This window comes from Rhodovulum strictum (genome assembly GCF_009649175.1).
GTDB lineage: Bacteria > Pseudomonadota > Alphaproteobacteria > Rhodobacterales > Rhodobacteraceae > Rhodovulum > Rhodovulum strictum.
The window spans coordinates 52,994-67,622 of record NZ_WJPO01000007.1 but is presented as its reverse complement, the minus strand read 5'-3'; the positions used below and the strand labels follow the sequence as shown (position 1 = coordinate 67,622).

12 protein-coding genes are annotated in these 14,629 nt (G+C 69.7%); all 12 read left to right on the top strand.

The window, feature by feature from the left end:
• Window positions 1–4: 4 nt before the first annotated feature.
• The 12 genes from GH815_RS06635 (at window position 5) to GH815_RS18830 (ending at window position 14,580) form a co-directional block, all read left to right on the top strand.
• Complete coding sequence (locus tag GH815_RS06635; protein WP_153747975.1) at window positions 5–823, top strand: ABC transporter permease; 819 nt, start codon at window positions 5–7, stop codon at window positions 821–823.
• The gene (locus tag GH815_RS06630; RefSeq protein WP_153747974.1) at window positions 820–1,677 is read left to right on the top strand and encodes an ABC transporter ATP-binding protein; all 858 of its coding nucleotides are present in this window, start codon (window positions 820–822) and stop codon (window positions 1,675–1,677) included. Before GH815_RS06635 ends, GH815_RS06630 begins: the two co-directional genes overlap by 4 nt.
• On the top strand, window positions 1,652–2,452 hold the full coding sequence (locus tag GH815_RS06625) for an urea amidolyase associated protein UAAP1 (RefSeq protein WP_153747973.1): 801 nt from the start codon (window positions 1,652–1,654) through the stop codon (window positions 2,450–2,452). The genes GH815_RS06630 and GH815_RS06625 overlap by 26 nt, the downstream gene beginning before the upstream one ends.
• Before the next feature lie 12 nt (window positions 2,453–2,464).
• Complete coding sequence (locus tag GH815_RS06620) at window positions 2,465–3,061, top strand: urea amidolyase associated protein UAAP2 (RefSeq protein WP_153747972.1); 597 nt, start codon at window positions 2,465–2,467, stop codon at window positions 3,059–3,061.
• Between the two features lie 5 nt (window positions 3,062–3,066).
• Window positions 3,067–6,573: an urea carboxylase gene (gene uca, locus GH815_RS06615; RefSeq protein WP_153747971.1), complete on the top strand. Its 3,507-nt coding sequence runs from the start codon at window positions 3,067–3,069 to the stop codon at window positions 6,571–6,573.
• Entirely contained in the window at window positions 6,573–8,360 is a 1,788-nt protein-coding gene (gene atzF / locus GH815_RS06610) for an allophanate hydrolase (protein ID WP_153747970.1), read from the top strand. Before uca ends, atzF begins: the two co-directional genes overlap by 1 nt.
• 87 nt (window positions 8,361–8,447) lie before the next feature.
• Window positions 8,448–9,581, top strand: coding sequence for an aminotransferase class V-fold PLP-dependent enzyme (locus GH815_RS06605; RefSeq protein ID WP_153747969.1), 1,134 nt, complete (start codon window positions 8,448–8,450; stop codon window positions 9,579–9,581).
• 263 nt (window positions 9,582–9,844) lie between these two features.
• Window positions 9,845–10,975, top strand: a complete 1,131-nt coding sequence (locus GH815_RS06600; protein WP_153747968.1) for a TRAP transporter substrate-binding protein — start codon at window positions 9,845–9,847, stop codon at window positions 10,973–10,975.
• Window positions 10,976–11,048: 73 nt separating this feature from the next.
• Complete coding sequence (locus GH815_RS06595) at window positions 11,049–11,633, top strand: TRAP transporter small permease subunit (protein WP_343030695.1); 585 nt, start codon at window positions 11,049–11,051, stop codon at window positions 11,631–11,633.
• Window positions 11,630–13,045 (top strand): TRAP transporter large permease, encoded by a 1,416-nt coding sequence (locus GH815_RS06590; RefSeq protein WP_153747967.1) that lies wholly within the window; start codon window positions 11,630–11,632, stop codon window positions 13,043–13,045. The genes GH815_RS06595 and GH815_RS06590 overlap by 4 nt, the downstream gene beginning before the upstream one ends.
• The gene (locus GH815_RS06585; RefSeq protein ID WP_153747966.1) at window positions 13,038–14,393 is read left to right on the top strand and encodes an amidase; all 1,356 of its coding nucleotides are present in this window, start codon (window positions 13,038–13,040) and stop codon (window positions 14,391–14,393) included. Before GH815_RS06590 ends, GH815_RS06585 begins: the two co-directional genes overlap by 8 nt.
• A 22-nt stretch (window positions 14,394–14,415) precedes the next feature.
• Window positions 14,416–14,580 carry a hypothetical protein gene (locus tag GH815_RS18830; protein WP_170290307.1) on the top strand — a complete coding sequence of 55 codons (165 nt, stop codon included), beginning with the start codon at window positions 14,416–14,418 and terminating at the stop codon, window positions 14,578–14,580.
• Window positions 14,581–14,629 lie beyond the last annotated feature (49 nt).

Genomic DNA, 14,629 nt, shown 5'->3' with positions numbered 1-14,629 from the left:
CGGCATGCGGCTCATCAACCGCCATCCGGGGCGTGCGGCGCGGCTGTTTCTGGGCAGCCTGCCGTTCCTGATCCTCGTGGTGGCCTATCTGGTCGCCTCGGCGGCGCGGCTGGCCGACAATCCCGGCGACAAGCTGCTGCCCGCGCTGTCGTCATTCGCGCAGGCGATCGAGACGATGGCGCTGACCCCCGACCGGCGCACCGGGGCCTATCTGTTGTGGTCCGACACATGGGCCAGCCTGACCCGGCTGTGGGCCGGGCTGGGCATCGCGACGGCGATCACGCTGGTTATGGGGCTGGCCATCGGGGTGCTGCCGGTCATGCGCGCGCTGCTGGCCCCGGTCGTCGCCTTTGCCTCGATGGTGCCGCCGCTGGCGCTGTTGCCGATCCTGTTCATCGCGCTGGGTCTGGGTGAAACGTCCAAGATCGCGCTGATCGTGATCGGCGTCACGCCCTTCCTGATCCGCGACCTGTCGCTGGCCGCCGCGGCGCTGCCGCGCGAGATGATCGTCAAGGCCGAAACGCTCTCGGCCTCGACCTGGCTGATCGCGCTGCGGGTGGTGCTGCCGCAGGTGATGCCCCGGCTGCTGGACAGCCTGCGGCTGCAACTCGGCCCGGCCTTCCTGTTCCTGATCGCGGCCGAGGCGATCTCGGCCGATTCCGGTCTGGGCTACCGCATCTTCCTGGTGCGCCGCTACCTGTCGATGGACATCATCTTTCCCTATGTCGCCTGGATCACGCTGCTGGCCGTGGCGATGGATCTGGGGCTTGGCGGGCTGCGGCGGCTGATGTTCCCCTGGTGGGGGCTGGAGGGACGGCGATGAACGCGATCACCGTCGAGAATGTCTGGAAGGAATATGGCGACCAGATCGTTCTGGAAAACCTGAACCTGTCCATCGCGCCCCGTGCCTTCGTCGCGCTGGTCGGCCCCTCGGGCTGCGGCAAGACCACCTTCCTGCGCATGCTGCTGGGGCAGGAGCGGCCGACCCGCGGGCGCATCCTGCTCGATGGCGCGCCCCTGCCGCCCGAACCCGGCCCCGATCGCGGCGTGGTCTATCAGCGGTACTCGGTCTTTCCGCACCTGACGGTTCTGGGCAACGTGATGATCGGCACCGAACTGCGCGGCGCCCGGCTTCTGGGCCGCCGCTTCGGCGCCGCCCGCCGGGCGCTGGCTGACGACTCCCGCGCGATGCTGGCCGAGGTCGGGCTTGCGGGCTCCGAGGACAAGTATCCCGCCCAGCTTTCGGGCGGCATGCAGCAGCGGCTGGCGCTGGCACAGGCGCTGATGATGAAACCACGCGTGCTGCTGCTCGACGAACCCTTTGGCGCGCTGGACCCCGGCATCCGGGCCGACATCCACAAGCTGATGAAACGGCTCTGGAACGAGGTGCCGATGACCGTGGTCATGGTCACCCATGACCTGCGCGAGGCGTTCACGCTCGCCACCCGCATCCTGGCCTTCGAACGCCTGCGCGACCGCCCCGAGGAACGTCTGCGCTACGGCGCGACGCTCAGCCGCGACATCGACGTGTGGCCGCCCCGGATCGCCGGGCGCACCACGCTTTACGATGCCGATATCCCGCCCGGTCAGGACGACCTGACCGCTTTCGGGCAAGTCCCCGGGACGACCCGGCACACCGGAGCCGCCGACCATGCAGCACATTCCCCGCTCGCCTGAGGCCATCGCCGCCGACCGCGCCCGCTACGAGGATCACCAGAGAAAGGGGCTGGACTTCGCCCCCAGGGCGCTGCCCGCGCCCAGCCCGCGCCCCGCACCCGACCCGGACCCCGGCCGGCTGCTGGCCGAGGAAACGATCCCCGGCGGCTGGTACTGGACCACGCGCCTAGCCGCGGGCGAGACGCTGCGTATCCTCTCCGGCGGGCTTGGCGGCAGCGTCTCGCTGGCCGCCTGGTCCGCCGCCGACCCGGCCGAGCGGATGAACCTGCCCGACACCGTCAAGGTCCAGTGGACGACCGAGTTGCGCAAGGGCCGGGTGATCCTGTCCGACATGGGCCGGGTGCTGCTCTCGATCACCGAGGACAGTTCCGGCGCCCATGACGCGCTGACCGGCGGCGCGCCCGCCACCGAGCCCGGCACACCGCGCGCGCGCAACACGCGCGACAACATGGTGCTGGCCGCCGCCAAGCTGGGCCTCGACAAGCGCGACCTGCATGCGCTTCTGACCCTGTTCGCGCCGGTGCGCGTCGATGAGGGCGGGCGGTTCTTCTGGAACGGCGCGCTTCTGTCGGGCGACGACTGGGCAGAGCTGCGCGCCGAACAGGATCTGATGCTGGCGCTGTCGAACAACCGCCACCCGCTCGACCCCGCCGGGGGGCCGGTGCCCGCGATCCGCGCGCTGCATCTGGCCGCCGTGCCGGTGGCCGCGGACGACCCCTGCCGCACCGCCAGCGCCGAGGCGATCCGCGCCTTTCAGAACACCATCCGCGCCTGATCGGGGGACATCATGGAACAGATCTTCGACATCCCCGCCGAAAAGCCCTGGTCGGGCGTGGTCCGCGCGGGCCAGACCATCCGCATCATCGACAGCCATGGCCAGCAGGCCATCGACACGCTGTTCTACAACGCCCACGACTTTTCCGAACGCTATTCGGCGCAGGACACGATGCGCGCGCAGGGCGCGGCCTATATCACCACGGGCACGCGGCTGATCTCGTCCGAGGGGCGGGTGATGCTGCGCGTGACCGCCGACAGCGCGGGGCGGCACGACACCTCGGCCGGGTGCTGTTCCTGCGAGTCGAACACCGTGCGCTTCGGCCATGACACGCGCTATCTGCATGCCTGCCGCGAGAATTTCATCCTCGAACTGGCGCGGCACGGCCTGTCGCGGCGCGACATCGTTCCGAACATCAACTTCTTCATGAATGTCCCGATCAGCCCGAACGGCGCCATGACCATCGACGACGGCATTTCCCGCCCCGGCGATCACGTCGATCTGCTGGCCGAGATGGACGTGCTGTGCGTGATCTCGAACTGCCCGCAGATCAACAACCCCTGCAACGGCTTCGACCCGTCGCCGGTCCGCGTCATCATCCGGGGGTAGGGCGCATGTTCAGCAAGGTTCTCGTGGCCAACCGCGGCGAGATCGCGGTTCGCATCCTCGCGACGCTGCGCCGGATGGGCATTGCCTCGGTCGCGGTCCATTCCGATGCCGACCGCTTCGCGCCGCATGTGCGCGATGCCGATCAGGCGGTGCGGCTGGGCCCCGCGCCCGCGGCGCAAAGCTATCTGGACATCGACGCGGTGATCGCCGCCTGCCGCGCCACCGGCGCCCAGGCGGTGCATCCGGGCTATGGCTTCCTGTCTGAAAGCATCGCCTTTGCCGACCGTCTGGCCGAGGCCGGGATCGCCTTCATCGGCCCCCGGCCCGACCATATCCGCGCCTTCGGGCTGAAACACACCGCGCGCGCGCTGGCACAGGCGGCGGGCGTGCCGCTTCTGCCCGGATCGGGGCTGCTGGCCGATGCCGACGCCGCCGCCGCCGAGGCCGCCCGCATCGGCTTTCCGGTGATGCTGAAAAGCACCGCGGGCGGGGGCGGCATCGGCATGCGGCTTTGCCCGGACGAGGCGGCGCTGCGCGCGGCCTTTGCCTCGGTCGCGCGGACGGCGGGGGCCAGTTTCGGCGATGCGCGGGTCTATCTGGAACGCTTCGTCTCGCCCGCCCGCCATGTCGAGGTTCAGGTCTTCGGCAATGGCAAGGGCCGCGTGCTGGCGCTTGGCGAGCGGGACTGTTCCCTGCAACGGCGCAACCAGAAGGTGATCGAGGAAACCCCGGCGCCGGGCCTGCCCGACGACATCCGCGCCGCGCTGCACCGCGCCGCGGCCGATCTGTGCGCCTCGGTCGATTATGCCTCGGCCGGTACGGTCGAGTTCATCTATGACGCCGCGCGTGGCGCCTTCTATTTCCTGGAGGTCAACACAAGGCTTCAGGTCGAACATCCGGTGACCGAGGCGGTTCTGGGCATCGACCTTGTCGAATGGATGATCCGCCAGGCCGCGGGCGAGGATCCGACCGACGCCCCCCTGCCCGAACCCCGGGGCGCCGCCATCGAGGCGCGGCTTTACGCCGAGATGCCCCATGCCGATTTCCGCCCCGCTGCGGGGCGGCTGACCCAGGTGCATTTCCCCGCCACCGCCCGCATCGACGGCTGGGTTGCCACCGGAACCGAGATCACCCCCCATTACGACCCGATGCTGGCCAAGATCATCGTCTCGGGCGCCGACCGCCCGGCCGCCATCGCCGCGCTGCGCGCCGCGCTGGCCGAAACGCGCGTGGCCGGGGTGGAAACCAACCTGGGCTACCTGCGCGCCATTGCGGGGTCCGATCTGCTGGCCTCGGGGCAGGTCTCGACCACGGCGCTGGCCGATTTCCCCTATGCCCCCGACGCGGTCGAGGTACTCAGCCCCGGCGCCCAGACCAGCCTTCAGGAACTGCCGGGGCGGCTGGGGCTCTGGCATGTGGGGGTGCCGCCCTCGGGGCCGATGGACGCGCGCAGCCACCGCAACGCCAACCGCCTGCTCGGCAACCCGCCCGATACCGCCGCGCTGGAAATCACCGCCAGCGGGCCGACCCTGCGCTTTCTGGCGCCCGCGCGCGTCGCGCTGGCGGGGGCGGCGCTGCCGGTCACGCTGGACGGCGCGCCACAGGCCGGCCCCGTGATCGACGTGCCCGCGGGCGGCGTTCTGGCGCTTGGCGCCATCGCGGGGCCGGGGCAGCGCGCCTATCTGGCGGTCGCGGGCGGGGTCGATGCGCCGGTGATCCTGGGCTCGCGCGCGACCTTTGCGCTTGGCCAGTTCGGCGGCCATGCGACCGGCGTGCTGAAGACCGGCGACGTGCTGCATCTTGCCCGCGCCGCAACCGCCGACCCGGCCCCGCCCGAACCCGCACCGCTGACCCATGACTGGGACATCGCGGTGGTCTACGGCCCCCATGGCGCCCCCGATTTCTTTCTGGACGAGGATATCGAGACGCTGTTCGCAACCCCCTACGAGGTGCATTTCAACTCGGCCCGCACCGGCGTCCGCCTGATCGGCCCCGCGCCGAAATGGGCGCGCGCCGATGGCGGCGAGGCGGGGCTTCACCCCTCGAACCTGCATGACAACGCCTATGCGGTGGGCGCGATCGACTTCACCGGCGACATGCCGATCATCCTTGGCCCCGACGGCCCCAGCCTGGGCGGCTTCGTCTGCCCCGCCGTGGTCGCCGCGGACGAGTTGTGGAAGATCGGCCAGTTGCGCCCCGGCGACCGCGTGCGCTTTGCCCCCGCGCCGCGGCCCGCCGACCCGCTGGCAGGCCCGGCCCATCTGCGCGCCGGGGCGGCGGTTCTGGCCCGGGACAGCGGCGCGGGGCCCGACGTGACCTATCGGCGGCAGGGCGACGAGAACCTGCTGGTGGAATACGGCCCGATGGTTCTGGACATCGAAACGCGGCTGCGCGTGCATCTGTTGCAGCAGGCCGTGGCCGAGGCGGGCCTGCCGGTGATCGACCTGACCCCCGGCATCCGGTCCCTGCAACTGCATTACGACCCCGCCCGGATCAGCCGCGCCGACCTGCTGGCCGAACTGCGCGCGATCGAGACCCGCCTTGCCCCCGCCGAAACGGTCAGCCTGCCCAGCCGCACGCTCTACCTGCCGCTGTCGTGGAACGACCCCGAGGCCGCGCGCGCGATGCGCAAATACCAGGAACTGGTCCGCCCGAACGCGCCCTGGTGCCCCTGCAATATCGAGTTCATCCGCTCGATCAACGGCCTTGACGACGAGGCGGCGGTTCAGCGCACGATCCTTGACGCGCGCTATCTGGTGATGGGGCTGGGCGATGTCTATCTCGGCGCGCCGGTCGCCACGCCGGTCGATCCGCGGCACCGGCTGGTGACCACGAAATACAACCCCGCCCGCACATGGACCCCGGAAAACGCGGTCGGCATCGGCGGCGCCTACATGTGCATCTACGGCATGGAGGGGCCGGGCGGCTACCAGCTTTTCGGGCGCACGATCCAGATGTGGAACACCTGGCGGCGCGCGGGCGCGTTCCGCGACACGCCCTGGCTTCTGGATTTCTTCGACGTGATCCGGTTCTTCCCCGTCAGCGCCGCCGAACTGGCCGAGGCGCGCGAGGCGTTCCCCCATGGCGGCTATCCGATCCGGATCGAGGAGGGCCGCTTCGACTGGGCCGCCGAGAAACGGCACCTCGCCGCCGCGGCCGATGACATCGCCGCCTTCCGCGCCCGCCAGCGCGCCGCCTTCGACGCGGAACGCGAGCGCTGGAAGGCCGAGGGGCTGGACAGTTTCATCGCCGCCGACGCCCCCGCCGAACCCGAAGCCGCGCTGCCCGAGGGCGCCATCGGCATCGAAAGCCCGGTGCCCGGAAATGTCTGGAAATTCCTTGTCGAGCCGGGCGCACGGGTCGCCGCGGGCCAGCCCGTGGCCATCGTCGAGTCGATGAAGATGGAAATCGGCGTGCAAAGCCCCGTCGCCGGGCGGCTTCAGGGCTATCGCACCGCACCGGGGCGCACCGTGCGCGCCGGGGACATCCTTGCCGTGATGGAGGCCGACTGATGCTGCCCCGAATGCTGACCCTTGCCGCGCTGCGCGACGCCTATGGCGCGGGCGCAACCCCGCTTGACGTGGTCGAGCAGGTGATCGTGCGCCGCGCCGCGCTGGCCGATCCGGCGGTGTTCATCACCCCCACCCCCGACGCGGCCCTGCGCGACGCCGCCCGGCAGCTGATGGACGAGGGCCCCCTTGGCCGCCCGCTTTACGGCATCCCCTTTGCGGTCAAGGACAATATCGACGTCGCGGGCCTGCCCACCACCGCCGCCTGCCCGGATTTCGCCTATCACCCCGCCGCCGATGCGGCGGTGGTGGCGCGGCTGCGCGCGGCCGGCGCGCTGGTGATCGGCAAGACCAATCTCGACCAGTTCGCCACCGGGCTGAACGGCACCCGCTCGCCGCATGGCGCGCCGCGCTCGGTCTTCGATCCGGCCGACATCTCGGGCGGGTCGTCCTCGGGCTCGGCGGTGGCGGTGGCGGCGGGGCTTTGCGCCTTTGCGCTGGGGACCGACACCGCCGGGTCGGGGCGGGTGCCCGCGATGTTCAACAACCTTGTCGGCATCAAGCCCACGCCGGGGCTGGTGCCCAATACCGGCGTCGTGCCCGCCTGCCGCAGTCTGGATGTGGTCACGGTCTTTGCCGGAACCGTCGCCGAGGGCGCCGAGATCCGCCGCATCCTCGAAGGCGTGGACCCCGGCGATCCGTTCTCGCGCCCGGCCCGCCCGGTGCCGCTGCCCCGCGCGCCGCGGATCGGGGTGCTCGACGGGCCGGAACGCGAGTTCTTCGGCGATCCCGGCACCGAGGCGCTCTACGACGCCGCCCTGGCCCGGGCCGCTGCCTTGGGCGCAACGCTGGTGCCCTTCGACTACGCCCCCTTCCGCGAGGCGGCGGCGCTGCTTTACGATGGCCCCTGGGTGGCCGAGCGTCTGGCCGCGGTCGAGGGTTTTCTCGACGCCCATCCCGACGCCTTCGACCCCACCGTGCGCGCGATCATCGCGGGCGCGCGCGGCCGGACGGCGGTCGAGGCCTTCCGCGGCCTTTACCGGCTGGAGGAATTGCGCCGCGCCGTCGCCCCGGTCTGGGAGGCGGTCGATCTGCTGCTGCTGCCCACCGCGCCCCGCAGCTATCGCGTGGCCGAGATGCTGGCCGACCCGGTGCGGCTGAACAGCCATCTCGGGCGCTATACCAATTTCGTCAACCTGATGGGGCTGGCCGCCATCGCGCTGCCCGCGGGCTTTGCCCCCTCGGGCCGGCCCGCGGGCGTCACCCTGATCGGCCCGGGTTTCAGCGACGAGGCGCTGGTGCCCTTTGCCGCCGCGCTGCACGCCGCCGCGGGGTCGGGGATCGGCGCCGACCGCACCGCGCCGCTGCCCCCGCCCCCCGACCCCGGCCCGGTCCCGGAGGGCTGGGCGGGCCTTGTCGTGGTCGGCGCGCATCTGAGCGGGATGCCCCTGAACCATGAACTTGTCGCCGCGGGCGGGGTCTGCCTGCGCGCCACCCGCACCGCGCCCGACTACCGGCTTTACGCGCTGCCCGGCACGGCCCCGCCCAAACCCGGCCTGATCCGCGCGCCGGGCTTTGCCGGGCCGGGGATCGAGGTCGAGCTTTGGGCGCTGCCGCTGGCCGCCTTCGGCGCCTTCGTCGCCCGCATCCCCGCGCCGCTGGGCATCGGCAGGGTCGCGCTGTGCGACGGCAGCGCGGCCAGCGGCTTCCTGTGCGAATCCCACGCGCTTGACGGCGCGACCGAGATCACCGCCTTCGGCGGCTGGCGGGCCTATTGCGCCGACGGATAGCGCCGCGGCCCGGAGGGGGCTTTTTCGCTGGCGCAGGGGCGTTTGCGGTCATAGACCATGGGGCAACAGCAAACAGGAGGTTGCGCCTTGCCCGGCTTGCGTCCCGATGTCGATCCCGATGGCCTGAGCGAGTTTTCGGTGGTGTTCACCGACCGGTCGCTGAACCACATGTCCGCGAAATTCCAGCACGCGATGCGCGACATCTCGGCGATGCTGCGCGAGGTCTATGCCGCCGAGGCGGTGGCGCTTGTCCCCGGCGGCGGCACCTTCGCGATGGAGGCGGTGGCCCGCCAGTTCGCAACCGGACGCCACGCGCTGATCCTGCGCAATGGCTGGTTTTCCTATCGCTGGACCCAGATCTTCGAGGCGGGCGGCTTCGCGGCGGAAACCACCGTCGTCATGGCCCGCCCCTCGGGCAACGCGCCGCGCGCGCCCTTTGCCCCGGCCCCGATCGACGAGGTGACCGCCGCAATCCGCGAGAAACGGCCCGAAATCGTCTTTGCCCCGCATGTCGAAACCTCGTCCGGCATCATCCTGCCCGACGACTACATCCGCCAGATGGCCGCCGCCGCGCATGAGGTCGGCGCGCTGATGGTGCTGGACTGCATCGCCTCGGGCTGCGTCTGGGTGGACATGGCGCAATCCGGCGTCGATGTGCTGATCTCGGCCCCGCAAAAGGGCTGGTCGGCCTCGCCCTCGGCGGGAATGGTCATGCTGTCGGCCCGCGCCGCCGCCCGGCTGGACGAAACCGCCTCGACCTCCTTCGCGATGGACCTCAAGAAATGGCGCGCGATCATGAAGGCCTACGAGGATGGCGGCCACGCCTATCACGCCACCATGCCGACCGATGCGCTGGTCGGCCTGCGCGACGCGATGGCCGAGACACGGGCCTTCGGCTTCGCCGCCGCCTGCGCGGCGCAATGGCAGCTGGGCCAGGCCGTGCGCGAGATGCTGGCCGGGATGGGCATTGCCTCGGTCGCGGCGCAGGGCTTCGGCGCGCCCGGCGTCGTGGTGTCCTATACCGACGATCCCGACATCCAGAACGGCCGCAAATTCGTCGCCGAGGGCATGCAGATCGCCGCGGGCGTGCCGCTTCAGGTGGGCGAGGGCGCCGATTTCCGCACCTTCCGGCTGGGCCTGTTCGGCCTCGACAAGCTGCGCGATGTCGAGGCGACGCTGGCCCGCCTGCGCCCGGTGCTGGAACGCGTGATCGCCGCCTGACCCGGGCGGGGGCACCGGCGCGCTGCCGGTCACGAATCAGTCCCTGACAGATCCTGCGGGATTTGCGTGGCGCCGTGCCCCGGCGCCGCCTGCCGCGCGTCCCGCCGGGCGCCGCGTTCCCCCCTGCCGTTCCCGCGCCCGCCACCCTGTCGACCTGGACAGCTTGCCCTCTGCCCCTCGGCTGCTATAGATCTGGGCCACTTGCCGATTTTTCCGCATCCGCGGGAACAACAAACGCCCGAACGGGGCATGGGAGGAAAGACATGACAGACCGGAAATCACTCGACCGCCGCTCGTTCCTGAAGACGTCGGCCCTGATGGGCGGGGCCGCCGCCGGAACCGCGCTGGCCGCGCCCGCCGTGCTGGCCCAGGCGCCGCTGGTGGTCAAGATGCAGACCTCCTGGCCCGCCTCGGACATCTGGATGGATTTCGCGCGCGAATACGTCACCCGGGTCGAGGAAATGTCGGCCGGCCGCATCCGGGTCGACCTGCTGCCCGCCGGGGCGGTCGTCGGCGCGTTCCAGGTGATGGACGCGGTGCATGACGGCGTGATCGACGCCGCCCATACCGTGCCGGTCTACTGGTACGGCAAGCACAAGGCCGCGTCCTTCTTCGGCACCGGCCCGGTCTTTGGCGGCAATGCCAACACCATGCTGGGCTGGTTCTACCAGGGCGGCGGCGCCGAGCTTTACCGGGAACTGACGCAGGATGTGCTGCGGCTGAACGTCTACGGCTTCATGGGCTTCCCGATGCCCGCCCAGCCCTTCGGCTGGTTCAAGGGCGAGGTGAACACCGCCGCCGATGTCCAGGGCTTCAAGTACCGCACCGTGGGCCTTGCCGCCGACCTGTTGCAGGCGATGGGCATGAGCGTTGCGCAGCTTCCCGGCGGCGAGATCGTCCCGGCGATGGAACGCGGCGTGATCGACGCCTTCGAGTTCAACAACCCCTCGTCGGATTTGCGCTTCGGTGCGCCGGACGTGGCCAAGAACTACTACCTGTCCTCCTATCACCAGGCGTCGGAATCCTTTGAATTCCTGTTCAACAAGGACTTCTTCGACGATCTGGACGACGACCTTCAGGCGATCCTGAAATACGGGGTCGAGGCGGCATCGACCTCGAACACCGCGCTGTCGCTGCGCGAATACTCGAACGACCTGGAGCGTATCCGCGACGAGTTCGGCGTGGCGGTGCACCGCACCTCCAAGGACATCCTGGCGGCCCAGCTCACGGCCTGGGACCAGATCATCGCCGATCTGGAAAAGGACGAGCTGAACAAGCGCATCATGGACAGCCAGCGCGCATGGGTCGAAAAGGTCGCCTATTTCGAGCTGATGGCCTCGCCCGACCTGGCGCTCGCCTACGAGCATTTCTTCCCGGGCCGGCTCAAGCTCTGACCCATCGACACTTGCCGAATGACCCCGGCGGCCGCGGCCGCCGGGGTTCGTCGCGCGACAAGGGGGTAAGGTCGTGGTCGGATTCATCCGTTTCGCCGACAGCCTGTCGGCCTGGTTCGGCAAGGCATTCGCCTGGCTGATCATCCTGATGGCCGTGGGAACCGGCTACGAAGTCTTCGTGCGCTACATCATGAACAAGCCGACGCCCTGGGCGCTGGACGTGTCCTTCATGATGTATGGCACGCTGTTCATGATGGGGGGCGCCTATACGCTGTCGCGGGGCGGGCATGTGCGGGGCGATTTCCTGTACCGGCTCTGGCAACCGAAGACGCAGGCCAGGGTCGATCTGGCGCTTTACATCCTGTTCTTCTTTCCCGGCGTGCTGGCGCTGATCTTCGCGGGCTGGAAATACGCCGCGCGATCCTGGAGCTATACCGAGGTTTCGATCAACAGCCCCGCAGGCATCCCGATCTATCAGTTCAAGTCGGTGATCGTCGCGGCCGGGCTGTTGCTGTTCGTGCAGGGCATCGCGCAGGTCTGCCGCTGCATCCTGGCGATCCGCACCAATGAATGGCTGGCCGCCGACGAGGACGTGTTCGAGACCGAGGACGTGCTGATGCGCGAAGTCGACAAGGCCGAAAGGGATCACCACATATGACGGACCCGCAAATCGCCCTGATGATGCTGGGGCTGTTCATCGTCTTCGTTTTCCTGGGTTTCCCGATCGCCTTCACGCTGATGGCCATGGGCATCGGCTTTGGCTACTACGCCTATTTCGACGCGGGCCGGATGTGGCGGACCTTCAACCGGCTCGGCGAGGATGCCGACATGTGGGACCGCTGGACCGCCTGGATACAGGGGCTGTTCAACAACCGCATCTTCGACCTGTTCGTGAACCAGACCTATACGGTCATGTCGAACGAGGTGCTGACCGCGATCCCGCTGTTCCTGTTCATGGGCTATATCGTCGAGCGCGCGAATATCGTGGACCGGCTGTTCGGCACGCTGAACATCGCCGCGCGCAACGTGCCCGGCTCGATGGGGGTGGCGGCGCTGATCACCTGCGCGCTGTTCGCCACGGCAACCGGCATCGTCGGCGCGGTGGTGACGCTGATGGGGCTGCTGGCGCTGCCCGCCATGCTCAAGGCGCGCTACAGCCCGTCATTCGCCAGCGGCATCATCTGCGCGGGCGGCACGCTGGGCATCCTGATCCCGCCCTCGATCATGCTGATCGTCTATGCCGCGGCCTCGGGCGTCTCCATCGTCCGGCTTTACGCCGCCGCGCTCCTGCCGGGGCTGACGCTGGTCGGGCTTTACCTGATCTACGTCATGGGCCGCGCGATCCTGCAACCCTCGGTCGCGCCGCGCCCCACCGAGGACGAGGTGCCGCGCGTGCCCTTCGTCAAGCTGGCATGGATGCTGGCCACCTCGTTCCTGCCGCTGGCCTTCCTGATCGCCTCGGTGCTGGGCTCGATCCTGTTCGGCCTTGCCACCCCGACCGAGGCGGCGGCCATCGGCGCGCTGGGGGGGATGCTGCTGGCGGTGCTCTATCGGTCGATGAACCACAAGCGGCTGCGCGAAAGCGTCTACCTGACGGTGCGCACGACGGCGATGGTGTGCTGGCTGTTCGTCGGCTCCTACACCTTCTCGGCGGTGTTCTCCTATCTCGGGGGCGAGCATGTGATCTCGGAATTCGTGCAAAGCCTGAACCTGACGCCGCTGCAATTCCTGATCCTTGCCCAGCTCATCATCTTCCTGCTGGGCTGGCCGCTGGAATGGTCCGAGATCATCATCATCTTCGTGCCGATCTTCCTGCCGCTGCTGAAATTCTTCGACATCGACCCGCTGTTCTTCGGCGTGCTGGTGGCGCTGAACCTTCAGACCAGCTTCCTGACACCACCGATGGCGATGTCGGCCTATTACCTCAAGGGCATCGCGCCGCCCTCGGTGCAGCTGACGGCGATCTTCCGCGGGGTGATGCCGTTCCTGTTCTGCGTCTTCATGGCGATGGCGCTGATGTATGCCTATCCCGATATCGTCTACTACCTGCCGAGGCTGTTCTATGGATAAGGCAAACCCGCGCGCCCGGTCCGCCGCCGCCGCCCTGTCGCTGGGCGCGGTGGCGATCCGCGACAAGCTGACCGCGGGCGAGTTCCGCGCCACCGATCTGGTCGAGGTCTGCCTGGCCCGCATCGCCGCGACCGAACCCGAGGTGCAGGCCTGGGCCTGGCTCGACGGCGATCACGCCATCGCCCAGGCCGAGGCGCTGGACCGCCACCGCGAAAGCGGCCGCGCCATCGGGCCGCTGCACGGGCTGCCGGTGGGGCTGAAGGATGTCATCGACACCGCGAAAATCCCCACCCTGAACGGCGCCGCGCTGGACGAGGGCCGCGTGCCGCAGCGCGATGCCTTTGTGGTGGACCGGCTGCGCGCGGCGGGCGCCATCGTGATGGGCAAGACGGTGACGACCGAACTGGCCTTCCTGCATCCGGGCAAGACGCGCAATCCGCACAACCCGGCCCACACCCCCGGCGGATCCTCCTCGGGGTCGGCCGCGGCGGTTGCGGCGGGCATGGTGCCGCTGGCGGTGGGCACGCAGACCGGCGGCTCGGTGATCCGGCCCGCCTCCTTCTGCGGGGTGACGGGGTTCAAGCCCAGCTTCGGCGCGATCCCGCGGCGCGGCGTGCTGATGCAATCGCCCAGCCTGGACACGCTGGGCGTCTTTGCCGCCGACCCGCTGGGCGCCGCGCTGCTGGCCGAGGCGCTGTTCGGCCATGACGCCGCCGACCCGGCCACCGCGCCCGGCCCGCATCCCCGCCTGTTCGAGATCGCGCGCGCCGCCCCGCCGGTCAGGCCGGTCTTCGCCTTTGTCCGCCCGCCCGGCTGGGACGATGCCCATCCCGAGATGCAGGCCGGCCTTGCCGAACTGGTTCAGGCGCTTGGCGATCAGGTCTTCGAGGTGGCCCTGCCGCCCGCCTTTGCCCAGGCCGAGCCCGAGCGGCGGCGCATCAATTTCGCCGAGATGGCGCGCTACTATCACCGCTATGGCCGCGACCCCGCGCTTTTGTCCAACGAAACCCGCGCCGCGCTGGACGAGGGCAACGCCATCCCCGCGCGCGACTACCTGGCCGCGCTCGACTGGAAACCGGTGCTGAACGCCGCGCTGGACGAGATATTCGAACGCTGCGATGCGATCCTCTGCCCCGCCGCCCCCGGCCCCGCGCCCGAGGGGCTGGGCTCGACCGGCAGCGCGATCTTCAACGGGCTCTGGACGCTGTGCGGCACGCCCGCGGTCACGGTGCCGCTGATGACCGCCGGAAACGGGTTGCCGATGGGCGTGCAGCTTGTCGGCCAGACCGGCAATGACGCGCGACTGCTGCGAACCGCGCAATGGCTCTGCGACTGGGCCGCGCAATGACAGATGACGGAAAGGACCGGCCATGATCGACCGCCTGATTGCGCTTTTCGCCTTTGCCGTCTTCCTGGGGTTCGTGGGGATCCTCGCGATGGGGGTGCCGCGGCTTGACCTTGGCCTGGTGATCGGGCTGACCGTGGTGCTGGTGGCGTGGGATTTCATCGCCTCCAGCGGCAAGCCGCGCGGCTGAGCGCCGAATTGATTTGATGCCGCGCGCCCGGCCGCTATCCTTGCGGCGG

Coding starts and splice junctions, on each gene's coding strand:
- GH815_RS06635 (WP_153747975.1), top strand. CDS start 5: ATGCGGCTCATCAACCGCCATCCGGGGCGTGCGGCGCGGCTGTTTCTG.
- GH815_RS06630 (WP_153747974.1), top strand. CDS start 820: ATGAACGCGATCACCGTCGAGAATGTCTGGAAGGAATATGGCGACCAG.
- GH815_RS06625 (WP_153747973.1), top strand. CDS start 1,652: ATGCAGCACATTCCCCGCTCGCCTGAGGCCATCGCCGCCGACCGCGCC.
- GH815_RS06620 (WP_153747972.1), top strand. CDS start 2,465: ATGGAACAGATCTTCGACATCCCCGCCGAAAAGCCCTGGTCGGGCGTG.
- uca (WP_153747971.1), top strand. CDS start 3,067: ATGTTCAGCAAGGTTCTCGTGGCCAACCGCGGCGAGATCGCGGTTCGC.
- atzF (WP_153747970.1), top strand. CDS start 6,573: ATGCTGCCCCGAATGCTGACCCTTGCCGCGCTGCGCGACGCCTATGGC.
- GH815_RS06600 (WP_153747968.1), top strand. CDS start 9,845: ATGACAGACCGGAAATCACTCGACCGCCGCTCGTTCCTGAAGACGTCG.
- GH815_RS06590 (WP_153747967.1), top strand. CDS start 11,630: ATGACGGACCCGCAAATCGCCCTGATGATGCTGGGGCTGTTCATCGTC.
- GH815_RS06585 (WP_153747966.1), top strand. CDS start 13,038: ATGGATAAGGCAAACCCGCGCGCCCGGTCCGCCGCCGCCGCCCTGTCG.
- GH815_RS18830 (WP_170290307.1), top strand. CDS start 14,416: ATGATCGACCGCCTGATTGCGCTTTTCGCCTTTGCCGTCTTCCTGGGG.